Source organism: Streptomyces roseolilacinus, from assembly GCF_014649335.1.
GTDB lineage: Bacteria > Actinomycetota > Actinomycetes > Streptomycetales > Streptomycetaceae > Streptomyces > Streptomyces roseolilacinus.
Genome location: NZ_BMSV01000002.1, coordinates 358482 through 379989 on the forward strand (window position 1 = coordinate 358482; position 21508 = coordinate 379989).

General features: G+C 76.4%; 20 protein-coding genes and 1 pseudogene. 12 read left to right on the forward strand and 9 right to left on the reverse strand.

The genetic code is table 11. From position 1 onward, the window contains the following. Positions 1 to 8 precede the first annotated feature (8 nt). Positions 9 to 467, reverse strand: a complete 459-nt coding sequence (locus IE106_RS05785) for an Imm63 family immunity protein (RefSeq protein ID WP_189530489.1) — start codon at positions 465 to 467, stop codon at positions 9 to 11. 83 nt (positions 468 to 550) lie between these two features. On the opposite strand from IE106_RS05785, the gene IE106_RS05790 reads away from it, so the two are divergent. The 3 genes from IE106_RS05790 to IE106_RS05800 all read left to right on the forward strand — a co-directional run bounded on the left by IE106_RS05790 (position 551) and on the right by IE106_RS05800 (position 3866). After that, a complete protein-coding gene (locus IE106_RS05790) occupies positions 551 to 1228 on the forward strand; it encodes an acetoacetate decarboxylase family protein (RefSeq protein ID WP_189530490.1) in 678 nt (225 codons plus the stop codon). 318 nt (positions 1229 to 1546) lie between these two features. Further along, positions 1547 to 2455, forward strand: a complete 909-nt coding sequence (locus tag IE106_RS05795; RefSeq protein ID WP_189530491.1) for a helix-turn-helix domain-containing protein — start codon at positions 1547 to 1549, stop codon at positions 2453 to 2455. Positions 2456 to 2660: 205 nt separating this feature from the next. Continuing rightward, positions 2661 to 3866: an FAD-dependent monooxygenase gene (locus IE106_RS05800; RefSeq protein WP_189530492.1), complete on the forward strand. Its 1206-nt coding sequence runs from the start codon at positions 2661 to 2663 to the stop codon at positions 3864 to 3866. An 85-nt stretch (positions 3867 to 3951) separates the two neighbouring features. Here the strand turns inward: IE106_RS05800 and IE106_RS05805 are convergent, their stop codons facing one another. After that, positions 3952 to 4590 (reverse strand): TetR/AcrR family transcriptional regulator, encoded by a 639-nt coding sequence (locus tag IE106_RS05805; RefSeq protein ID WP_189530493.1) that lies wholly within the window; start codon positions 4588 to 4590, stop codon positions 3952 to 3954. Between the two features lie 91 nt (positions 4591 to 4681). Between IE106_RS05805 and IE106_RS05810 the strand changes: the two genes are divergently transcribed. Both IE106_RS05810 and IE106_RS05815 read left to right on the forward strand, forming a co-directional pair. Further along, the gene (locus IE106_RS05810; protein WP_229840074.1) at positions 4682 to 6121 is read left to right on the forward strand and encodes an amidase; all 1440 of its coding nucleotides are present in this window, start codon (positions 4682 to 4684) and stop codon (positions 6119 to 6121) included. A 134-nt stretch (positions 6122 to 6255) separates the two neighbouring features. Next, positions 6256 to 6771 carry a hypothetical protein gene (locus IE106_RS05815; protein ID WP_189530494.1) on the forward strand — a complete coding sequence of 172 codons (516 nt, stop codon included), beginning with the start codon at positions 6256 to 6258 and terminating at the stop codon, positions 6769 to 6771. 45 nt (positions 6772 to 6816) lie between these two features. Here the strand turns inward: IE106_RS05815 and IE106_RS05820 are convergent, their stop codons facing one another. Then, positions 6817 to 7611 carry a TetR/AcrR family transcriptional regulator gene (locus IE106_RS05820; RefSeq protein WP_229840075.1) on the reverse strand — a complete coding sequence of 265 codons (795 nt, stop codon included), beginning with the start codon at positions 7609 to 7611 and terminating at the stop codon, positions 6817 to 6819. A gap of 119 nt (positions 7612 to 7730) precedes the next feature. Between IE106_RS05820 and IE106_RS05825 the strand changes: the two genes are divergently transcribed. The 5 genes from IE106_RS05825 to IE106_RS05845 all read left to right on the forward strand — a co-directional run bounded on the left by IE106_RS05825 (position 7731) and on the right by IE106_RS05845 (position 12213). After that, positions 7731 to 7961: a hypothetical protein gene (locus IE106_RS05825; protein WP_189530495.1), complete on the forward strand. Its 231-nt coding sequence runs from the start codon at positions 7731 to 7733 to the stop codon at positions 7959 to 7961. Positions 7962 to 8245: 284 nt separating this feature from the next. Continuing rightward, a complete protein-coding gene (locus tag IE106_RS05830) occupies positions 8246 to 8416 on the forward strand; it encodes a hypothetical protein (RefSeq protein ID WP_189530496.1) in 171 nt (56 codons plus the stop codon). A 651-nt stretch (positions 8417 to 9067) separates the two neighbouring features. After that, positions 9068 to 10087 (forward strand): polyphosphate kinase 2, encoded by a 1020-nt coding sequence (gene ppk2 / locus IE106_RS05835; RefSeq protein ID WP_189530498.1) that lies wholly within the window; start codon positions 9068 to 9070, stop codon positions 10085 to 10087. Positions 10088 to 10233: 146 nt separating this feature from the next. Then, the gene (locus IE106_RS05840; RefSeq protein ID WP_189530500.1) at positions 10234 to 11163 is read left to right on the forward strand and encodes an aminoglycoside phosphotransferase family protein; all 930 of its coding nucleotides are present in this window, start codon (positions 10234 to 10236) and stop codon (positions 11161 to 11163) included. Positions 11164 to 11277: 114 nt separating this feature from the next. Beyond that, on the forward strand, positions 11278 to 12213 hold the full coding sequence (locus IE106_RS05845; RefSeq protein ID WP_189530502.1) for a DUF5995 family protein: 936 nt from the start codon (positions 11278 to 11280) through the stop codon (positions 12211 to 12213). 78 nt (positions 12214 to 12291) lie between these two features. Here the strand turns inward: IE106_RS05845 and IE106_RS05850 are convergent, their stop codons facing one another. The 3 genes and pseudogenes from IE106_RS05850 to IE106_RS30155 all read right to left on the reverse strand — a co-directional run. After that, complete coding sequence (locus IE106_RS05850; protein ID WP_189530504.1) at positions 12292 to 13737, reverse strand: sulfatase-like hydrolase/transferase; 1446 nt, start codon at positions 13735 to 13737, stop codon at positions 12292 to 12294. 236 nt (positions 13738 to 13973) lie between these two features. Beyond that, positions 13974 to 14066: a putative leader peptide gene (locus IE106_RS30920; protein ID WP_373295908.1), complete on the reverse strand. Its 93-nt coding sequence runs from the start codon at positions 14064 to 14066 to the stop codon at positions 13974 to 13976. Between the two features lie 141 nt (positions 14067 to 14207). Beyond that, a pseudogene (locus IE106_RS30155) lies at positions 14208 to 14327 on the reverse strand (type I methionyl aminopeptidase); the annotation flags it as partial. A gap of 96 nt (positions 14328 to 14423) precedes the next feature. Between IE106_RS30155 and IE106_RS05855 the strand changes: the two are divergent. Continuing rightward, entirely contained in the window at positions 14424 to 14702 is a 279-nt protein-coding gene (locus IE106_RS05855; protein WP_189530506.1) for a helix-turn-helix domain-containing protein, read from the forward strand. Between the two features lie 39 nt (positions 14703 to 14741). Here the strand turns inward: IE106_RS05855 and IE106_RS05860 are convergent, their stop codons facing one another. The 3 genes from IE106_RS05860 to IE106_RS05870 all read right to left on the reverse strand — a co-directional run bounded on the left by IE106_RS05860 (position 14742) and on the right by IE106_RS05870 (position 20113). Then, entirely contained in the window at positions 14742 to 15983 is a 1242-nt protein-coding gene (locus IE106_RS05860; protein ID WP_229840076.1) for a glycosyltransferase, read from the reverse strand. Between the two features lie 479 nt (positions 15984 to 16462). Then, complete coding sequence (locus IE106_RS05865) at positions 16463 to 18718, reverse strand: FG-GAP-like repeat-containing protein (protein WP_189530507.1); 2256 nt, start codon at positions 18716 to 18718, stop codon at positions 16463 to 16465. A 171-nt stretch (positions 18719 to 18889) separates the two neighbouring features. Beyond that, the gene (locus IE106_RS05870) at positions 18890 to 20113 is read right to left on the reverse strand and encodes a lipase family protein (RefSeq protein ID WP_229840077.1); all 1224 of its coding nucleotides are present in this window, start codon (positions 20111 to 20113) and stop codon (positions 18890 to 18892) included. 225 nt (positions 20114 to 20338) lie between these two features. Between IE106_RS05870 and IE106_RS05875 the strand changes: the two genes are divergently transcribed. Further along, the gene (locus IE106_RS05875) at positions 20339 to 21262 is read left to right on the forward strand and encodes a hypothetical protein (protein WP_189530509.1); all 924 of its coding nucleotides are present in this window, start codon (positions 20339 to 20341) and stop codon (positions 21260 to 21262) included. Positions 21263 to 21508 lie beyond the last annotated feature (246 nt).

Consider the following 21508-nt stretch of genomic DNA (forward strand, 5'->3'; position numbering starts at 1 on the left):
CCGGGCCCCTACCGCGACGGCGGGGGCAGCGGGGGGACGAGACGGGTGTGCTCCGGGCCGGGGAGCGAGGCGAGGAGTTCCTCCCGGCGGCGGCGCGCCCACTGCGGGCGGAGGGCGTGCAGCAGGGCGAACTGCCGCCGCCACAGCGTCACCCGGAACGCCTCGCCCTCGCGGGGGTCGCGACGCGCCCAGGCGGCGGCCGCCTCGAACGCGCAGTCCCTGAACGCCCAGTACAGCAGCTCCTCGGGGTCGCGGGTGACGAGCTCCAGGACCTTGCGGCCGCGCTCGTACGCCAGGTAGCGCAGCTCCCCGTCCTCACCGACCTCGACGAACGGGTACGCGCCGTCGCAGGGCTCGAACCCCGGGAGCCGCCCACCGCGGAGCCCGGCGAGCCGCCCCGACTCCGCCAGCCGCCCCTCCAGGTACCGCCGCACCCGGGCCCGCTCGTCCTCGCACACGCCCGCCACCGCCCCGCTCCCGGCACACCGAACCCGTCGAGGGGACGATAACGGGCGGGTACGTTCGGGCACCCGCGGGGAAGGGGGAGGAGATGACCGCCAGCTACCCGCCGCCCCCCTGGCACCTGCGCGGGACCCTGCACGCCGCCCTGTGGCAGGTCCACGAGCACCGCCTCCCGCGCTGGCCCCTGCCGGCCGGCGTGCGGCCCCTGCGGTTCGGGCGGCGGTGCGGCGTGGTGACGTTCTGGGTGGACTACCGGCCCGGCGGCACGCTGGCCTACCGCGAGCTGCTGGTGGCCCTGGCCGTACGCCGCGGCGGGTCCGTCGGCGCCTGCGCGGTGGAGGCGTGGGTGGACGATTCCCGGTCGCTGGCGGGAGGGCGGGCCCTGTGGGACATCCCCAAGCGTCCGGCGGCCTTCCTCTTCGACCGGTCGGCCCCGTCCCTGCCGAGCACGGCGATGCTCGCCGGCCGGGCCCCGGAGCCCTCCCGGCAGGACCCGGCGGTCACGGCGCTGCACCGCCCGCTCGTGCGCCTCCCCGGCAGGCTCCCGCTCCGTGCCCGTCTGTTCCAGCCCGCCCTGGACCGGCGGCGCGGGCCGTGCGAGGTGCCGCTCCGCGTCTCGGGAACGGTCTGGCTCACCCGGACGCGCCTGCGCACCGCCCCGGGCGCCCCCCTCGACTACCTGGCGGGACTGAGGCCCCTGGCGGCGTGCTCGCTGCGGGACTTCGACTTCACCATCGGCCCGGCTGAGCGCCGGCACACGGCGTGACCCGCCGGGCGAGCCGCTCCCGCGCCCCGCGGACGCCCGTACGCAACCGCCCGGCGCCCCGCGCCGCCCACCGGCAGGGCCCGGCGCCGCGCCCACCGGGAGGCCCCGGTGTCCCGCGCCCCTCGCCGTCCGCGCGGCCGCCCTCCCGCAGGGGGGAACGCCCGGGGCCGAAGGCGCGTCGTCCCCCGTGGACGTCCGCGGCCCCGCGGCCCGTCCGCCCCGGGGCCGGCGACCGGCCCCGGACGACCGGGGGCGCGGATCGGGCCGTGGGGCGAAGGGCTTGAGTCTCCACCGGCTGGAGGGACGAGGGTGGACCCCATGAGCGACGACACGGAGCTGTTCACCATCGGTGAGCTGGCCCGCCGTACCGGACTCGCCGTGCGCACGATCCGTTTCTGGTCCGACTGCGGCGTCCTCGCCCCGACCGGGCGGTCCGCGGGCGGCTACCGGCTGTACGACGCCGAGGCCGCCGCCCGCCTGGACCTGGTGCGCACCCTGCGCGAACTGGGGCTGGACCTGGACACGGTGCGCCGGGTCCTGCGCGGCCAGGCCACGGTGCGGGACGTCGCCGAGGCCCATCTGCGCGCCCTGGAGGCGGAGATCCACACGCTGCGGGTCCGGCGTGCGGTGCTGCGGCGCGTCGCTCGACGTGGCAGCACGACCAAGGAGATGAGACTGATGCACGAACTGGCCCGCATGTCCGCCGACGAGCGGCAGCGCGTCGTCGACGCGTTCGTACGGGAGACCTTCGACGGGGCGGGGTCGGACGGTTCCGGAGCCCCCATCGCCCAGGCCATGCGGACGCTCCCGGCACGCCTGCCGGCCGACCCCACGCCCGAACAGGAGGACGCGTGGGTGGAGTTGGTGGAGCTCCTCGGCGACGAGGACTTCCGCAGGCGCACCCGCGAGATGGCCGTGGCCGGCGCCCGCCCGGCGCGGGAGCCCGAGGGCCCCGACCCGGCTCGGGTGGCGGAGCACGCCGGCCGGGCCGTCCGGGACGGGGTGGCACCGGAGTCGGACCGGGGCCGGGAGGTCCTGGACCGCGTCCTCGGCCGGGACGTCCCCCCGGCCGACCGCCTCCGCCTGGCCGACGTGCTGGCGACCTTCACCGACCGCCGGGTCGAGCGGTACTGGCAGCTGCTGGGGATCCTCAACGGCCGGCCCCCGGCCCCACCGCAGGTCCCGGCCTTCGAATGGGTGATCGCCGCCCTGAGGGCCCACGCCTAGGTCCTGCCGCGCCCGCACCCGTACCCGCGCCCCGCGCCGAGCGCCGCCCAGGGGGGAGGCACCCCGCCCCCGGAGCCCGGCGCGGGGCGCCGTACCGCGAGCCCGCCGCCGAAAGGGCGGGCCGTGTCCTGCCGCCCCACGCCACAGGAGAATGCTACTTTTCCCCGCAAAACGGACACGCCGTGAATGGTAGGGGAGTACGTACGTGAAGGTCGTCTGCGTCGGCGGCGGGCCCGCCGGGCTCTACCTGTCGATCCTGCTCAAGCGACAGGACCCGGGCCACGACATCACCGTCCACGAACGCAACCCGGCCGGATCGACGTACGGCTGGGGCGTCACGTACTGGGGCGGGCTGCTGGAGAAGCTCTACGCCTACGACCCCCCGACCGCCCAGGCCGTCAGCGGGGACTCCGTCCGCTGGAACGGCGGCACCGCGCACATCCACGGCACGACCACGACCCGCCCCGGCGACGAGGGCTTCGGCATCGGCCGCCACCGGCTGCTCGACATCCTCACCCGCCGCGCCGAGGAGCTGGGCGTACGCCTCGAGTTCGCCCACGAGGTCGACGGCGCCGGCGACCTGCCCGACGCGGACCTGGTCGTCGCCGGCGACGGCGTCCACAGCACGCTGCGCGACCGCCACTCCCACCACTTCGGCACCAAGGACACGGCCGGCCGCAACAAGTACGTATGGCTCGGCACGACCAAGGCCTTCGACACCTTCACCTTCGCCTTCACCGAGACCCCGCACGGCTGGATCTGGTGCTACGCCTACCCCTACGGCCACGACCGCAGCACCTGCGTCGTCGAGTGCTCCCCGCGGACGTGGCAGGCCCTCGACCTCGACCGGATGGGCCACGACGCGTGCCTGGCCAGGCTGCAGGACCTCTTCGCGGAACCGCTGGACGGCCACCGGCTGATCGGGCAGCCGCAGAAGGACGGCCGCGCCCCGTGGCTGTCGTTCCGCACCCTCACCAACCGCACGTGGTTCCGCGACAACCTCGTCCTGATCGGCGACGCCGCCCACACCACCCACTACTCCATCGGCGCCGGCACCACCCTCGCCCTGGAGGACGCCATGGCGCTCGCCGACTCGCTGCGCGCGACCCCCGTCCTGCACCACGCGCTCACCCGCTACGAACGCGAACGCACCACCGCCCTGCTCCCCTTGCAGAGCGCGGCCCGCTACAGCGCGCAGTGGTACGAGAACCTGCCCCGGTACGCCCGTCTGGCGCCGCCGCAGATGTTCGCCCTCCTGGGGCAGCGGCACTCCCCGCTGCTCCCGCACGTCCCGCCGCAGCTCTACTACCGGATCGACCAGGCCGCCCACCGACTGGAGCCGCTCCGCAGGTTCAAGCGCTGGCTGGGCCCCCGGGTCGCCCGCACCCTGGAGGCGGCCCGCCCCAGGTGAGACCCGGCCGCGCCGGGGAGCGCGGCGCCGAGGCCCGCGAGGGCGGGCGCCCCGTCCGCTCGGCCGGTCCCGTCGCGGCCGGGCGTCAACCGGCCCCACCCGGGCGGGCGTCGAGCCGGGCCCAGAGGGCGGCGAGGTGGGCGTGGAGGAGGTCCTCGGCCTCATCGGCGGTGAGGTGGCCGATCAGCACGTGGCCGGTGAGGCCGTCCACCAGGGCGAGCAGGGTGCGGGCCTCGCGGAGCGCGTCGGGCGCCGCGGTGCTCGTCCCGTCCGCCTCCCGCGTCTGCCGCGCGGCCTCGGCGACGAGGCGGGCGAACAGGCCCTGGAGGTCGGCGTAACTCGCCCGCAGGGCCTCGGCGAGCCGCTCGCTGACGGCGGCCTGGGCCACGAAGGCGAGCCAGACGCGCGCTTCGCCGTGGTGCTCCTCGCGCAGCAGCGCCACCTCGGCCGCCGAGTGGCCCAGGGCGGTGGCGGCCGACTGGGCGGGGCTGCCGACCAGGCGGGCCCGCGCGCGTTCGGTGACGCGCCGGCCGACGTGGCCGACGGCGAACAGGAGCATCTCCTCCTTGTCGCGGAAGCAGCGCTGGACGGCCCCCATGGAGACCTGGGCGCGGGAGGCGACGTCGCGCAGGGTCACGCCCTCCAGCCCGCGTTCGTCCGCGAGCCGGCAGACGGCCTCGGCGATCCGCTGGCGCCGCCCTTCGTGGTCCACCTGCTTGGGCATGCCCGCCGCCTCCTTTTTCGATGCGCTCGTATCGGTTCCAGGGTACTGTTGCGATGCAAGCGCATCGGAACGTGGTCGGGGAGGAGGGGCGGTGAACGACGCCCTGTGGAGGATGACGGCTTCGGCACAGGCCGCGGCGGTCCGTGGCGGCGACGTGTCGGCCGTCGAACTGGTCGACAGTCACCTGGAGCGCATCGCCGAGGTCAACCCGCGGGTCAACGCGGTCACGCAGCTCCTGGCCGCGCGCGCCCGCGAGGCCGCGGCGCGGACGGACCGGGACAGGGCGGCGGGGCGCGATCCGGGCCCCCTGGCGGGCGTGCCCTTCACCGTGAAGGAGTCCACGCCGATCGAAGGGGTGCCCACCACGTTCGGGGTCGAGCGGTTCCGCGACCTGGTGGCGTCCGCCGACGCGCCCCCGGTGGCGCGGCTGCGCGCGGCCGGCGCGATACCGATCGGCCACAGCAACATGCCCACCCTGGTCCTGGCCGGGATGCACACGCGCAGCGAACTGTTCGGCGACACCGTCAACCCGTGGGACCCGGGCCGGACCCCGGGCGGCACGAGCGGCGGGGACGGGGTGGCCGTCGCCACCGGCATGGCCGCGCTCGGGTTGGGCAACGACTCCGGCGGCTCGGTGCGGATCCCGGCCTCCTTCTGTGGCGTCGCCGGGTTGAAGCCGACCGCCGGGCGGTTCCCCGCCGACCACCGGGTCCTCGGACCGGACGATCCCGGGCCGGCCTCCCAGATGCTGGTGACCGACGGCCCGCTCGCCCGTACCGTCGCCGACCTGCGCCTGGCGTACGAGGCGCTGGCCGGCACCGACCCCCGCGACCCGCGGGCCGTGCCCGTACCCGCCTACGGGGAGCCGCTGCCCGGACCGGCGGCGGTCGCGGTCGTCGCCGACCCGGGCGGCCACGGCGTCCACCCCGCGGTCCGCGAGGCCGTCGAGACCGCGGCCGACGCCCTGCGGGACGCGGGACACGACGTACGGGAGGTGGCGGACGTGCCCAGGCTGGACGAGGCGGTCGAGGTGTACGGCCGGATCACCATGACCGAGTTCGCCCCCACCTGGCCGGCGGTGCGGGGGCTGCTCGGCGACGGGGGAGACCGCTACATCGGGATGGCCATGGAGAGGACGCGCCCGGCGACCGCCGCCGAACTCGTCCGGCTGATGGGCACCTGGCTGGGCATCCGCCGCTCCTGGGCCGAGTTCCTCGACCGGTACCCGCTGCTGCTCGGCCCGGTCTTCACCGAACCCCCCGTCGCACCGGGGCTGGAGTCGCGGGACCGGGCGGGACACGAGCGCGTCACCGCGGGCATGCGCCTGTGCACGGTGACCAGCTTCGTCGGTGTGCCGGCGGTGGCCGTTCCCACCGGACTGGCCGACGGCCTGCCCCTCGGCGTGCAGGTCGTCGGGCGCGCGTTCCGGGAGGACCTGTGCCTGGACGCCGCCCGGAAGATCGAGGAGCGCACGGGAGGAGTCCTCACCCCGGTCGACCCGCGCCGGCGGGCCGCCGCGGCCCCCCGGTAGACCGGGAGCCGGACGCGCGGCGGGGCGCCGGCGCGGAACGCGGGCCCTCCGGTGCGGTGCCGTCCGCCCTGCGCATAGGGTCGCCTTCGTGCCCGCGGACAAGGTCCGTTCCCGTCGAGCCCGGAAGGCGTCACGTGTACCGAGAACGACTCCCCAAGACCTGGACGATCGTCTGCGTCTGCGTCTACCTCGCCCTGGTCGTGAAGTTGGGCATCGACGCGGTTCCCGAGGACACGGGGCTGTGGCTGATCGTCTCCGCCGCCTTCCTCCTGGTCCTCCTGCCCTGCGTCGCCGTACCGATCTCGAAGGCCGTCTACCACCGCATCACCATCGACCCGGGCCAGGGCGTCCTGCGCGTCGGCCGTGAACGGCTCGCGCTCGCCGACATCGACCCCGCCTCCGTCCACGCCGCGCTGCAGGAGCCGGCCCCGGGCACGGTGGCCCGCTACGCGACCTCCGCCCAGACCGTCGACGCGCCCGTGCCCGGGCTGCGCGCGGCGGACCGGGGCGCGCCCCGCCTGGTCGGCGGCGGTTGGGGTGTCCCCATGGGGATGGGGGTCGTGGTCCTCACCACGCGGGGCGGCGAGGAGCTGTCCATCGCCACGCACGACCGGAACGCCTTCCTGGCCGCCCTGGCCGCCGCCGTGTAGCGCGGGTACGCCGCTCGCCCCATGTCGCCGCCGCCCGGCCCGTGTTCAGCCTCCGCCGGGCCGCGAAGCCGTGCCCGCGCGGAAGACGCGGTCCACGTGGTAGTCCAGTACCGCCCGTACCTCCGCCAGTGAGCGGCGCCCGTGCAGGACGTCCACGCCCAGCCCCGTGGCCCCGGCCACCAGCATGTCCGCCTCGTGCCGGTGGTCGAGCCCCGGCGCCGCGGCTCCCGGGGCCCCACCCGCCGCGATGATGTCGGCGACCAGCCGCTCCAGCGGCTGTTCGGCCGACAGGAAGACCGCCGCCAGCTCCGGGTCGGTCAGACTGCGGGCGTAGTACGCCGCGAACACCCGCAGGGCGAAGGCGCGTTGGTCGTCCAGCGGCAGGAACTCCTCCAGCAGCGCCCGCAGCAGTCCGCGGGGATCGGTCATGTCGTACCGGATCCGCTCCCTGGCCAGCCGCTCGTTCTCCTCGTGCAGCAGGCGCAGCGCGTCGACCAGGAGCGCGTGCTTGCTGTCGAAGTGGTACTGGACCACCCGCAGCGACACCCCGGCCTCGGCCGCGACGGCGCGCATGCTCGCCGCCTCCAGGCCCTGCCGCGCGGCGATGCGCCACACCGCCTCCGCGATCCCGAGCCTCCGGCGCGCCCGGGTGCCCACCGGCCCCGGCGCGGGGGCCGCGTCCGGGGGGCCCGGCGGGTCGGGGGAGGGCAGCGGCCGCTTGCGCCGGCGGTACGCCCTGGCCTGGCAGCTCCGGGAGCAGTAGACGGGCGGGCGGCCCCGCCCCGGGTGGGGCACGGGCGTACCGCACACCGGGCAGGAACCTCTTCTTTCGTCACGCACGCCCTCACTGTACTGCGAGAAATAGTGTGACGTAAAAGCCGATTCAGGCCGCCGGGGGCACGAAAAACGCCTCTTCGATTGATACGTTCGTAACGTAACTTCTCTCGGAAGGGCAGCACATGAAGTACGACGTCCTGCAGGTCCTCGCCATGATCGTGCTGGTGGTCTTCGGCCAGGGGCTCATCCGGCTCCTCGTCGACCACGACGACCTGGGGCTGCTCGGGTGGCTGCCGGGCGGCTTCGGCGTGGTGTCGGCCGTGTACGTCGCCCTCACGGTCGCCGGCGCCGTGGGCGCGGGGTGGGCCCACACCCGCGCGAAGGCCCTGGGCCGCCGCGGGGAGGCGTCGTAGCGGCTCGGCGGGGCCCCGGCGTCCCGGGCCGGGACGCGGCGGCGCGGTGGCGCCTCCACCGGCCGCCGCGCACCGCGTCGGCCACCGCGCGGGGACGCCCCCGTTCCGACCGGGCACGGACGGTTCCCGCGGGGCCCCGCCGACGGTCCGGGAGCCGGGCGGTGTGCGTTACCTCTCCTTCCGTGACCCGCTGTCACTGCTTCCCTCTAAGCTGCCGTGAGACATGTCATGGGCGGACCCGCCCGTGACAGCAGTAGAGGCGCTACAGAAAGCAGAGTCAGCCTGTGTTCCAGGAGACCCCGATATACAGCCGACTGGTCGCGGAGAGAGGTGACGTCCCGCAGGTGGTGCGCGGTGAGGCCGAACGCATACAGCGGGACCTCGGACGGCTCATCGCCATGAACCCGCAGGCCCCGCTCGGCGGCCAGCACTACCGTCCGCAGGCAGCCCACTAGGCAGCCGGTGCCACCCCGCAGGGAGTGGCGCCACCCCCATGCACGGCCGCGGCCTTCCGGGGAGGGCCCGCAGGCCCTCCCGGGCACGCGGCCCACCCACCGGCACGAGCGGCGGACGACGCCCGCGGCCGCCGTCAGCGTCCCGGGGCACGGCCCCCTGGAGACGACGAGCCGCCGAGGACACCGGCACGCCCGTGGAGCGTCCGGCAGCCACGACGCACGGCCGCGCCTCCCCCGACCCGTACGCCGGAGGGCGACGGCGGGAGACCCCGCCGGACGACGCCCGTGAGGACACCCGGGACGAGGCGCTCACCACGCCCCCGCCCGTCCGCCTCCGCGCGAGGACTCCCCGCGGCCACCACCGCACCCACCTGCTTCCCGCGGGACCCGGGAAGCGGCCTGCCGCCACCGCCGCCCCCCCCCGCCCGGCCACCCGCCGCGCCCCGCCCGGTCGACCACGGAGCACCGGACCGACGGGTCGCCCCCGCCCGGCCGCGCGCACGGGCGTGACCTTCCGAGGACGGGGGGAACCCGTTCCCGGCCGGGCCGCCGAGAGGCCGGTACGGGCCACGGGAAACGGCCGGGGCCTCCGGTTCCGGTCACCGGCATCTTCTGTGGAGAGACGGAGGGGATCCGGGGAAGGTGGGAAGTGTGAACGACAGCGAGGAAGACCAGGAGCGGTCGAAAGAGCTGCTCGACGGGCTGACCGTCGACAGCAGCAGGCCGGAACAGCCCATCCTGCTGGACAGGTCCGGCGCGGCCATCGAGACCTGGCGGGAGAACTACCCGTACGGGGCGAAGATCCGGCGCGGCACCTACGAGCGGCGCAAGCGCGTGCTGCAGATAGAGATGCTGAAGCTCCAGCGGTGGGTGAAGGACACCGGGCAGCGCGTGGTGATCCTCTGCGAGGGGCGTGACGCGGCCGGCAAGGGCGGGACCATCCAGCGGTTCATGGAGCGGCTCAACCCCCGGGGCGCCCGTGTGGTCGCGCTGGACAAACCCACCGAGAAGGAGGCCACCCAGTGGTACTTCCAGCGGTACGTGGCGCACCTGCCGGCGGCCGGTGAGATCGTCTTCTTCGACCGGTCCTGGTACAACCGGGCCGGTGTCGAACGCGTCATGGGCTTCTGCACCGATGAGCAGTACCACCTGTTCCTGAAGCAGTGCCCGGTCTTCGAGCGGATGCTCGTCGACGACGGCATCCTCCTCGTGAAGTTCTGGTTCTCCGTCTCCCGGGCCGAGCAGCGGACGCGGTTCGCGATCCGGCAGGTGGACCCGGTGCGGCAGTGGAAGCTCTCGCCCGTGGACCTGGAGTCGCTGGACCGGTGGGACGACTACACCACCGCCAAGGTCGAGATGTTCCGCGCCACCGACACGCCCCACGCGCCGTGGACGGTCGTCAAGAACAACGACAAGCGGCGCGGCCGCCTGGAGGCGATGCGCAGCCTGCTGTGGCGCTTCGACTACGACCGGAAGGACGAGGAGGTCCTGGGCGAACCGGACCCCCTGATCGTGGGTGCCGCGGACACCCTGCTGGAGGCGGGGGAGGAGAGCACCAACCTTTCCCCCACGCCGCTCGCGTACCCCGCCGGCCGTCCCGGGGTCCACCCGGTGACCCCCGCGGAGGAGGAGGCGGCGGACCGGCCGCCGGGCGGGACCCCGGGCGACTGACCGCGCGGGCCGCGACGCCGGGGCCGGTGGGTGTCCCCCGGCCCGGGCCGCCCCGGCCCGCGGTGGTAGGAAGGGGGAGTGGGGCCGCCGGACGCCGCCGGTCAGGTCGCGGGAGCCGGGACCACGCCGGCGGGGGGAGTCACCGTATGAGCACACCCGGAGCCGTCCGCGTCCCGGACGCGCTGGTCGCGTCGTATACCGGGGGCGGCGAGGCGGAGCGGGCCTGGATCGCCGCGCTGCCCGGCCTGGTCGCGGAAGCCCTCCGCCACTGGGACGCACGGCCGGACGGCGGGGCCCTGGCCGGTGAGGCGTCCCTCGTGCTGCCCGTGGTCCTGCGGGGCGACGGGACGCGGGCCGTGCTGAGGTTCCAGATGCCCAAGGAGGAGACCGCCGCGGCGCTGACCGGCCTGCGCGTCTGGAACGGCGACGGCGCGGTCCGCCTGCTCGGCCACGATCCCGCCACCGGCGCCCACCTCCTGGAGCGGCTGGACCACTCCCGCACCCTGGAGTCCGTCGAGGACGACGACACCGCCCTGGAGATCCTCGGCGGGCTCCTGGCGCGTCTGGTCTCCGTTCCCGCGCCGCCCGGGCTCCGCGGCCTCGGCGACGTCGCCGCCGACATGCTGGACCGGGTTCCCGCCGCCGAGAAGGCCCTCGCCACCGCGGCCGACCGGCGCCTGCTGCGGGTCTGGGCGTCGTCGGTGGCGGAGCTGGCCGGCGAGCCCGGCGACCGGCTGCTGCACTGGGACCTGCACTACGGCAACGTCCTGGCGGCCGACCGCGAACCGTGGCTCGCCATCGACCCCGAACCGCTGGCCGGCGACCCGGGGTTCGACCTCTGGCCCGCCCTCGACAGCCGCTGGGACAGGATGGCCGCGGCCGGTGACCCGCAGCGCGCGGTACGCCGGCGCTTCGACCTGCTGACCGACGCCCTCGGCCTGGACCGCGGGCGCGCGGCCGGCTGGACCCTGGGCCGCCTGCTGCAGAACGCCCTGTGGGACGTCGAGGACGGCGGGCGGGCACTGGCCCCCTCCGAGGTCGTCATCGCACAGGCCCTGCTGCCGCGCCGCGGCTGACAGACCACCACCCGCTCCCGCCCCTCGGCCCGTGCCGCCCCGCGGCCGTAACCGGCCCTCCCTCCGTCTCGTTCCAGCAGCGAGACCACCGGGGAGAGCAGGGAGGGGCGGTCCATGGCCCGTCGGGCACGCGGAATCCGTACGATCGTCGCCGTCGCGACGGCGGGCGTCATCGCCCTGACCGGCGGCGCGGCCCCCGCCTCCGCAGGGCCGCCCGCCCGGCCCGGGCACCCGGGCTGCCAGGGCCCGGTCCTGGAGTGCGTACAGGAGGCGCGCCGCACCCTGGAAGCCGTCCGCGACGAACTGCGCTGCGACCACCGCGCGCCCTTCCCGGCGATCTACGTGCACCTCCAGCGCTCGTTGGAGACGGCGGTCGCCGACGGCGGGCACTTCGAGGAACCGTCCTGGCTCGCGGGCCACCTCAACACCGGCTTCCTCGCCCTCTACCTCGACGCCTACGAGGCCGACCGGGCGGGCCGACCCGTCCCGCCGGCGTGGCGCGCCGCGTTCGACGCGGCGCGCACGGCCGACGTCAACGCCGGTCAGGACGTGCTCCTCGGGGCGAACGCGCACATCCAGCGGGACCTGCCCCACGTGATCGCCGCGCTGGGGCTCACCCGCCCCGACGGCGGTGCGCGCAAGCCCGACTACGACCGCTTCCAGGAGGTCCTGGACCGCGCCTACGGGCCCGCGGTCCAGGACGTCGCCCGCCGCTACGACCCGCTCGTCGCGCTGGCCGACGACCGCTGGAACCCCGTCGCGGGCCACACCGCCGCCCGGTTGTTCCGCATGTGGCGCGAGCAGGCGTGGGAACACGCCCGGCAGCTCGCCGAGGCCCCCGACGAGGAGGCCCGCGACCGCGTCGCGCGGCGGATCGAGGCGAACGCCGCGCAGTGGGCGCGGCTGCTGGGCGCCGTGCGCACGCCCGGCTACCGCGCCGTCCGCGACACGTACTGCCACACCCACGCCCCCCGGCGGGGCCTGCCGCAGCCACGCGCCGGGACCGGGGCCGGGACCGGAGCCGAGGAGGCCGGACGGGCCGGGCGCTGAGCCGCCCGGTCCGGTGACCGGCCCCGGCCCGCCGCCGCGGGGGCAGCCCGCGGCGGCGGGCCCCGACGGGCCGTCCGCTCAGCGGCCGCCGGCCGGGTACGGCAGCAACCCGGCGTCGATCCGCTCCCACCGGGCCCGCAGGTCGGCCAGGAGCGCCGGCCGCGCCGCCGCCCTGTCGGCCTGCTCCCGCTGGTCCGAGGCGAGGTGGAAGAGGCGCTCCCGGCCGTCCTGGCCCCGGTGGTACTTCCAGTCGCCCAGCCGCAGCGCCCGCTCCCCGCGCACCCGCCAGAACAAGGGGCGCTCGGGCAGCCGTTCACCGCGCAGCAGGTAGCCGGCGAGGCTGGTGCCGTCGAGGGGGTGGGCCGGGTCCGGCCGGGCGCCCGCGACCTCCAGGAGCGTGGCCGTCCAGTCCGGTGAGAAGACCGGCTCGTGGCTGACCTGGCCGCCGTCGACGCGGGCCGGCCAGCGCAGGATCGTCGGCACCCGGATCCCGCCCTCCAGGAGGGAGCCCTTGTTGCCGCTCAGCGGCCAGTTGTAGGAGAAGCGCTCCCCGCCGTTGTCGCTGGCGAAGACGACGAGGGTGTCCCGCTCCCGCCCGGAGCGCCTGAGCGCGGCGAGGACACGGCCGACGGAGCGGTCGAGGTCCTCCACCATCTGCGCGTACTTCCCGACCGAACCGCCGTCCCGGTGCCACAGCGCGCCCGGCTCGCCCGCCCGGACGCGGCGGACGATCTCCGCGCTCGCCTCGGTGTCGCCGTCGGCGATCCACGGCCAGTGCGGCGTCGTGAAGTTGAGGTTGAGCAGCCAGGGCCGGTCGTGCTCCCGTTGCACGTACTCCACGGCCCTCTCGGTGAGGATCCGGGTGTAGTACCGCAGGTCCTTGTACGGGGCGTCGCCCTCGTACAGGTCGTACTCGCCGCCCAGTCCGAGTTTGGAGTAGTACTCCAGGGCGCCCCCGAAGTTGCCGAAGAACTCCTCCCAGCCCGACCGGACGGGGCTGTAGTCGGGCAGGTGGCCGCAGTGCCACTTGCCGATCAGCGCGGTGCGGTAGCCGGCCTGCCGCAGCAGGGAGGCGAGCGTGGGGTGGGTGGGCTCCAGGCCGACCGACCTGTCCGCGATCGGTTCGGCGAGGCCGCCCTCGGTGCGCCCCGGGTAGCGGCCGGTGTAGAGGCTGAACCGGGTGGGCGAGCAGGTCGCCGAACCGGAGTACGCCTGGGTGAACCGCACCCCTCCGCGCGCCAGCCGGTCCAGGTGCGGTGTCCTGATGTGCGGCGAGCCGTACGACGACAGGTCGGCCCAGCCGAGGTCGTCGCCGAGGACGAACAGGATGTCGGGGCGCGGCGAACGCCGGTCCGGGGCGGCCCGGAAGGGCCGCTCCCGCCGCGTCGCCGGCGTCCGGGCGCGGGCCTGCCCGGCCGGCAGTCCGACGGCGGTCGCCGCCGCGGCGGGGACGGCCGCGGCACCGAAGGAGCGGCGGGACAAGGGCGGGGCGGAGCGGACGGGACGGTCGTACGGGGACGTCACGGGGTCTCCAGGGAGGTCGCGAGGGCGTGCCCGGGCGGCACCGGGCGCCGGCCCGGCGCGGGCCGCGCGGCGCCGCGCCGGGCCGGCAGGGGCCGGCCCGGGAGGAAGAGACCGTGGGGAGGGAGGGGGAGCGGAGCCGGCGGACTGCGGCACGTCGGCCCTCCGGTGACGGGGGCCGCGGCGTCGACGGCGGGTGGCCGTGCCGGACGGTCAGGCCGGCACCGCGTCACACACGCTCAGGCGCGGCGACAGATCGCGCTCGCCACCCGGACGAGGTCGACGTGGCGGCGCTCCACGAGGGTGACGGTCGGGTCACCGGAAGCCTGCATGGGGCCAGAGCATCACGGGACGCGGCGGACGTGTCAACAGCGGTCCGCATGGCGGACGTTCGGCGGTGCCCGCCCCGGAGGCCGGCCGGCCGCGTCGCACGGTCGGGCGTACGGCCGGGCCGGCCGGCGCCCGGGGCGGACCCCGGCGCCGGCCGGGACCGCGCGGGCCACCTCGTCCGGTTCGCTCGGGGGCACCCCGACCGCCGCCGCCTCCCGGGCGGCGGCGAGGGCCCGCGCCACCACCCGTCCCGCCTCCCGCATCGCTTCCAGCGCCGTGCCGGTCTTGATCTCCCCCCGTCCTGCGACTCCCCACCCGCCCACGCGTCCAATTCTTATACCGGTATTAGTATCGCAGGCATGGTGAGGACTCCTTTGACCCCGCGGGAACGGCAGCGCGGCGAGCGGTTCGGCGCGCTGCTCCGGCAGGCACGCGGCGAGCGCAGCATGGTGGACGTCGCGGCGGTGGCGGGCGTCTCGGTCGAGACGCTGCGCAAGATCGAGACCGGGAGGGCGCCGACCCCGGCGTTCTTCACCGTGGCCGCCCTCGCGGCCGCCCTCGACATCTCCCTGGACGAGCTGGCGTCGGCGTGCGCGGACGACCCGGCCCAGGAGGGTCCGGCGGCGCTCACCGCCTGAGCGGCCCCGTGCGGTCCGAGGACGTCCCCGGACCCGTGTTCAGCGCGCGAGCCGGTCGAGGGCCGTGAGGACGGGCGCGACGCCGTCCTCCTCGGCGAGGCGGGCGGCCAGCGCCCGGGCGCGGGCGCGGTGGGAGTCGTCGACCACCGCCCGGCGGAGGGCGCGGGCGAGCGCGTCGGAGGTGAGGCGGCGCAGCGGCACGGCCCCGGGCGCGACGCCCAGCGCGGTGAGCCGGGAGGCCCAGAAGAACGCGTCGAACTGCACGGGCACCGGCACGGTGGGCACCCCCGCCCGCAGTACGGCCGCGGTGGTGCCCGCCCCCGCGTGGTGGACGACGGCGGCCACCCGGGGGAAGAGCAGCGCGTGCGGCACCTCGCCGATGGTCAGCATGTCGTCGCCCTCGGCGGCGAGACCCGCCCAGCCCTGCTGGACGACGCCGCGCAGCCCGGCCGCGCGCAGCGCGTCCACGATCCGCCGGCTGACGCGCTCGGGGTCCGGCACGGTGGCGCTGCCCAGCCCCACGAACACCGGGGCGGGCCCGGCGTCGAGGAACGCCTCCAGCTCCCCGGGGAGCCGCCCGGTCTCGTGCGGCCACCAGTACCCGGCGACGTCCAGCCCGGCACGCCAGTCCCGCGGGCGGGGCACCACCAGTTCGCTGAACCCGTGCAGGACGGGCCACCTCCGGTGCTCGCGGGTCCGGCGGGCCACCGCGTCGTCGGGCACCCGCAGCCCGTGCCGCCGCTCCAGATCCCGTACGGAACCGGTGAGCATCCGGTCGGCGACGGCGGTGAGGAGCAGCCCGCTCAGCCGGTTGCCCACCGGGCCCATCGACCGCACCCCGAGCACCGGCGCCGGGAACTCCCGGGACGCGTGCAGCGGCTGGAGGTGGAGGCCCACGCTGGGCAGCGACAGGCCCTCGGCCAGGGCGTACCCGAGCGGCCCCAGCGCGCCGCCGACGAGCAGGACGTCGCCCTGCCGGGCCGCCTCCACCAGGGACCCGGTCATGTCGTCGGCCGCCGCCCTGGCCATGGACGCCAGCCGCAGCATCTTGCCGATCCCGGTCCTGCTGTCGTGCAGCCGCCGGCCGCGCTCGGAGTGCAGTTCGGCGCGCGGGTCGACCGGCAGCGCGTGGAACCGCACCCCCGAACCGGCCACGAGCGGCTCGAACACCGCGTGCGCGGCGAGCGTCACCTCGTGCCCGCCCCGTACGAGACCGGCACCCAGACCCGTGTAGGGGGCCACGTCGCCCCGCGACCCCGCTGTCATCATCACCACCCGCACGCCACGAGTGTGACGGCCCGCGCGGTGGCGGGACAGACGGCACACCGCCGGAAGGCCGGTATCCGCCCCGCCTCCCGCGCCGCCCCGCACCCCGCCCGCACCCCGCCCCGCGCGGCCCGGGACCGTCCGGGACCGGCGCAGGCCCAGGTCCGGGCGCTGCGGCGGGACGGCGGCGGGGGAGGGGGGAGGGCGGCGAAGCGGGTCGCGTACGGCGCCGGGGCCGGCGCGGCGCACCACCCGGTCGACGCGATCGGACCAGGTGGGACGGGCCGGCGGGCGGCCGCGGGAGACGGCGCCGCGGCGGCGCCCGGCTTCGGCTCCCGGGGCGGCCCCCGAGGGCCGGATCACCCTCCACGGGCCGCCGGCCGCGCCCCGGCCCGGTGGCCGCCGCCGAGGGGGCCGGTCACCGCCGGGCCGTGCGCGCGGGGCGGGCCCCCGGACGGGCCGCCGGGGACGCGCCCCCGCCGGCCGCCGCGGCGTCAGCCCACGTGGTCGTAGGTCTGCCAGGCCTCGTGGAGCGTGGCGAGCGGCACCCCGGCGCGGAACGGGGCGGTGGCGCCGCCCGTCGCGAAGTAGGCGTACGACCGGGCTTCGGGGCCGAACGCGTACACGTCGGCCCGGCCGTCCCGGTTGAGGTCGCCCGCGCCCACGAGGTGGGTGTACGCGTTCCAGCCGCCGCCGATCCTCACGCGCGCGGCGAACGTGCCGTCGCCGCGGCCCTGGTAGAGCCAGAGCACGCCCGTCCGGTCGCGTGCCACCAGGTCGCCCGCCGCCGTGCCGGCGATGTCGCCGGTCGCGGTGAGCCGGTCGTAGGCCTGCCAGCCCGTGCCGATCCTCACGCGCGCGGCGAACGGCGCGGTCGCGTTGCCCGTGCCCCGGTACAGCCACAGGACGCCGGCGCCGTCGACCGCCACGAGGTCGGCCCGGCCGTCCCCGGTGAGGTCGCCGCCGCCGGTGAGGCGCGGGTACGCCTGCCAGCCGCCGCCGACCTTCACGCGCGCGGCGAACGTGCCGTCGCCGCGGCCCTGGTAGAGCCAGAGCACGCCCGTCCGGTCGCGGGCGACGAGGTCGGCGGTCGGGGAGCCGCCGAGGTCACCGGCGGCCTCGATCCGGTCGTAGGCGCCCCAACCGGAGCCGACGAGGTTCCGGCGCGGACCGAAGACCGCCTGGTTCAGGTGGTTCCAGTGGGTGTCCTCCCGCCACAGCCTCCCGTCGGCGTCCCGGGCGAGCAGGTCGGGGGAGCCGTTGTCGGTGTAGTCGTGCGGGGCGGGCGCACGCGTCACCCGGAACGTTCCCGAGGCGGTCGCCACCGGGCCGACGCCGTTGCGCGGGCGGGCGCCGACCTGCCAGGTGTACTCCCCGTTGTACGCCGACACGTCCATCCCGAGGTCGCCGTCCCAGGTGTAGCCGGCCCGCTGCGGGCCCGGCGAGTCGCCGTTGTCCGGGTACAGGTACGCGGTGCTGCTCCGGCCCGTGCGGGTGTGGGTCAGCGTGACGGTCATCTCCACGTTGAGCCGGGAGAGCCGCCACTCCAGGGGAACCCGGCCCCCGTCGCGGTCGAGGTCGATCACGGCCGGCACGTTGTGGCCGAGGACGGTCACCTCGGTCGGCTCACCGGTGCTCGCGACCAGTTCGGAGACGGGCGCGCCGTCGGCGCCGGGGGAGATCCGGTAGACGCCCTCGTCCTTCTCCACCGTGCCGCCCATCGCGAGGAGGGCGCCGTCCGGGGCCGGGGTGACGCTGGTGACGTGGTCGAGCAGCGCACGGGCGGGGCCGCCCGAGAGCGGTACGGCGCGCAGCGCCACGGACGGGTTGCCCGCCTCGCCGTGGACGAGTTCGGTCTCGTCCCCGTACGCGGCCCAGTCGCCGACGAGCCCGAGGAGGGGGCGGTGCAGCTCGGGGAGCTTCGTCCGCGTGACCTTCCCGGATCCGCGCGGGGCGACGGCCAGTTCCGCCTCGCCGAAGCCGTTGAGCTTGTCGATCCAGACGACGTGGCTGCCGGACACGGCGGTCGCCTCCGCGACGCCCGCGCCGACCGTGTGGTCCTCCGTCACCGCGCCCGTGGCGAGGTCCACCAGGGCCAGGTGCCACAGCCGGTCGCCGTTGACGCCGGTGGAGTACTGCAGCAGGACGCTGCCGGGCTCGGCGGCGGACACCGTCACCCGGTGGGCTCCGGAGGGCAGCCCGGTCACCGTCGTGTCCGTCCGCCGCCCCTCCGCGTCCCGGGTGGTGAGGTGGACCCGCTGGGCGGTGGCCGGGTCGCCGGACGTCGTCACGATCGTGGACCCGACCAGGCCGGCGTAGCGGCGGTCCGCGCCCAGGTGGACCTGTTCCGGCGTCGACGCGTACGCCATGTCGCGGAGCGTCACCGTGCGGTACCCGACGGGGACGCCGGAGTCGCCCGTCGCCACGACGTCGGAGACGGCGCCGTGTCCGGGGGTCGGGGCGAACTGCGCCTGGTCCCGGCCGATCCGGGTCGACGAGCCGTCGGAGTAGCGCGTCCAGGACAGGCCGCCGTCGGCGTCCGTGGACAGGAAGCCGGTCGTGCCGGCGCTGACGACCTCGGAGTCCGGGGCGATCGCCGCGACCTCCCGTGCGCCGGCGGGCGCTTCGGCGGTGCCGGTGGCCGTCGTCACCCCGGCCGGCGCGGCGGCCGGGGTGACGGCCGAGGCCGGGACGACGGCGCCCGCCGTGACGGCGACGGCGACCGCCGCCGCGAGCCGGAGCCGGGACATGCGTGACCGGTACAAGGAACCCTCCCCAGGTGCGGCCGCGCGGCGCCCCGTGCGGGTGCGGCGCGGCCCGTTGCCGCGGGGGGCCGCCCCTGCCGGACCGTGCCGGCCGACCCCCTCGATGCGCGGAGCATAACAAGCGCCACCGACGGTTCCCGTGCAGGTGGGCGGGGTTCAGGGCGCCTGCCGGTCGAAGAAGTCGACGATCCGCGGAAGAGCCTGCCTCACCGTCGTGTTGTGGTCGTGGTTCCCCACGTCCGTCAACCGGAGATCGGCGCGGTTCTCCTCCAACTGCCCGGCGCAGTGCTGCGCGTGCGCGAAGACCACGTCCCTGTCCCCGGTGGCGTGGAAGAGGTGCACGGGTACCTCCGGCCGCCAGTCGCAGGTGCGGTCCAGCGCGCGCAGCCTGCGCCCCAGCGCGCCCTCGGGGTTCCTGATCCGCTCCAGGAACCGGGGAGTGAAGAGGTCCTTCGAGGTGGCGGGCAGCTCCTCCCTCAGCTCGCGCGCGGTGTGGTGACCGTCGAACAGCTCCTCGATCCGCTGGTCGTACGGGGCGCGGAACACCTCCCTGGGCGAGTCGTACAGGCCGTACATCCTGTCCCACGCGGTGGCGAAGTACGCGAGGTAGAGGGGGGAGTGGGCGATCGCGTCGTCGGCGGCCGCGGCCTCGAAGGCGCTCAGGTGGAAGGGCCCCGCCACGGGGGCCAGCGCCCCGGGCCGGAAGTACGGGTCACCGCCCTTCCGCTGCAGGGCCCGCCCCACCATCATCGTCGCGGGGCCGCCCTGGGAGAACCCGCTGATCTGCACCTTCGGCCGCAGGGTGCGGCCCGTGCCGTGGGCGAGGGCCCGTGCGGCGCGCAGGGCGTCCACGGTGGCGGAGACGGTGGCGGCCGGATCGCCGTAGGGGTGGAACCCCTCGCCCTTCCCGAGCCCGACGTAGTCCGGTGCCGACACCGCCCTTCCCGTGGAGGCGAAGAGGAGGGCCGCCCGCCGGTCGGTGGAGGAGGGGTTCACCGAGGCGACCTCGCCCCGGTGGACGGTGGTGCCGTGCAGCCACGAGACGACCGGCAGGGAGGACTCCCGGCTGTGCGGCAGGACGACGAGCTGGCTGGCCGTGGTGGCCGAACCGCCGCTGTCGGTGGTGCGGTAGAGCACGCGGTACCAGGTCGCGCCGTGGCGCACCCGCGAGGCGTCGATCCCCGCGTCCCGCAGGTTCTTCGCGATGTCCGCCGCGCTCACGCGCCCGGTCTCCTCGACGGCCACGATCGTCCCCGGCGCGGCGGGGCGGTCGTGTGCCCGGGCGGCCGCGGCGGGGGCGAGGAGGAGCGCGGTGACTCCCGCGGCGGTGGCCGCGGCGGTGAGGCGGAGCATCAGGGGCTTGGGTCGCTTGGGTCTCATGCGTCGATCCTGTCCCCGACTGCTGTGGCACGACAGGGAGTTGTCCCCCCGACCGTCCGGGGGGACGGCCGCTCGGGGACCCCCTAGGGGCCGGCGGAACGGGTCCGACGGCACCGTTCCGCGCCTCCGCGCCCGCGGGCCCCGCCACCCGGCCCGGGCGGCGGGCCCCCGCGCTGAGTACGGGAACTCATGCGCGCCACCAGGCCGGTCGGCAGGATCCGCGGTATGACGCGTGACAGAGGGGCGCTGACGGCCCTGCACCTTTTCCTGGTCTGGGCGACGATGACGGCCGCGGTGCCCACGTTCGGCTTCGGGCTGCTGATGGCGGCCTGGGGCGGTGGGGCCGGGGCGACGGTGCCGGTCCTCGCCCTGGGCGTGCCGGCGGCGGTGGGCCTGCTGGCCGCGGCGGGCACGCCGGCGCGGACCGTGGTGCCGCTGTGCGGCTCCGTGCCGCGGCGGCTCGGCTGGGCGGTCCTGGTCCTCCTCCTCGGCACGCTCGGCGTCCTGGCGGGCCTGGCCGCCCACGGCCGGGGCGTGGACCTGGGGAGCGCCGGTGCCCGGATCGCGCTGACGGGGGTGCCGTACGCCGTGGCCGCGGCGTTCTTCGTGCCGAGCCGGTGGGTGCGGCTGGGGGCGCTGGCGGTGCTGGCGGCCGCGGTGGCCCACGGGGGCCTCACCGGCCCGGCGCAGGCGGAGCAGCGCCGGCACGAGGCGGAGGTCGCGCGGTACCGGGAGAATCCGGAGCTGCTGTACCTGGGCACCGCGCCGCCCGGCATGGCCGTGTCCCGTGCCCGGGTCGGACCCGCCTCCTTCGGCGTCGAGTACCGCGCCGTCCGGCAGGACACGTTCGCGTACGCGGCCCTCACGGTGCGCCGGCCGGTCACGCCGGCGCTGCGCTGCCCCCGGTTCGCGGAGAAGGGCGTGACCTGCGCGGTGGACGCGCGCGGCGGGATGCGCACGGTCCGCGGCCTTCCCGGGGGCGGCCGCGCCGTCACCCTCGTCCGCCGCCACCGGGAGGCGGAGGTCGAGGTCACCAGCCAGACCCTCGGCGAACCCGGGCTGCGGCGCCTCCTCGCCACTCTGCACCCGCTGTCGGACGCGGAGCTGGAGGAACTGATGCGGGAGAAGAGGATCGACCACGGCTTCTGAGCCGTGTCCGCCCCCGGCCCGGGGCCGTCCGCCGGACGTGCCCGCCGGCACGCGGCCGGAGCCCGGGGGCTTCCCGCCCCGCCGCCCCACCGGCCCCGGCCCCGTCACGGGCCACGGGAGCGGCAGGCCCCCAGGGGAGCCGAACACGGTCGCAGCGGAATCTCTATTCCGGGATGTGGAATGAAATGGTCCAGGCGTGCTGCCCGATCTTCAGGGCATTCGGTGTAGTGCGAGCGCGGTCGAGCC

Excerpts from the sequence above, each read along its gene's own strand:
- IE106_RS05825 (WP_189530495.1), top strand. The coding sequence starts at position 7,731 with ATGAAGTACGACGTCCTGCAGGTCCTCGCCATGATCGTGCTGGTGGTC.
- IE106_RS05875 (WP_189530509.1), top strand. The coding sequence starts at position 20,339 with ATGACGCGTGACAGAGGGGCGCTGACGGCCCTGCACCTTTTCCTGGTC.
- IE106_RS05845 (WP_189530502.1), top strand. The coding sequence starts at position 11,278 with ATGGCCCGTCGGGCACGCGGAATCCGTACGATCGTCGCCGTCGCGACG.
- IE106_RS05790 (WP_189530490.1), top strand. The coding sequence starts at position 551 with ATGACCGCCAGCTACCCGCCGCCCCCCTGGCACCTGCGCGGGACCCTG.
- IE106_RS05865 (WP_189530507.1), bottom strand. The coding sequence starts at position 18,718 with ATGTCCCGGCTCCGGCTCGCGGCGGCGGTCGCCGTCGCCGTCACGGCG.
- IE106_RS05840 (WP_189530500.1), top strand. The coding sequence starts at position 10,234 with ATGAGCACACCCGGAGCCGTCCGCGTCCCGGACGCGCTGGTCGCGTCG.
- IE106_RS05855 (WP_189530506.1), top strand. The coding sequence starts at position 14,424 with ATGGTGAGGACTCCTTTGACCCCGCGGGAACGGCAGCGCGGCGAGCGG.
- IE106_RS05870 (WP_229840077.1), bottom strand. The coding sequence starts at position 20,113 with ATGAGACCCAAGCGACCCAAGCCCCTGATGCTCCGCCTCACCGCCGCG.
- IE106_RS05795 (WP_189530491.1), top strand. The coding sequence starts at position 1,547 with ATGAGCGACGACACGGAGCTGTTCACCATCGGTGAGCTGGCCCGCCGT.
- IE106_RS05805 (WP_189530493.1), bottom strand. The coding sequence starts at position 4,590 with ATGCCCAAGCAGGTGGACCACGAAGGGCGGCGCCAGCGGATCGCCGAG.
- IE106_RS30920 (WP_373295908.1), bottom strand. The coding sequence starts at position 14,066 with ATGCAGGCTTCCGGTGACCCGACCGTCACCCTCGTGGAGCGCCGCCAC.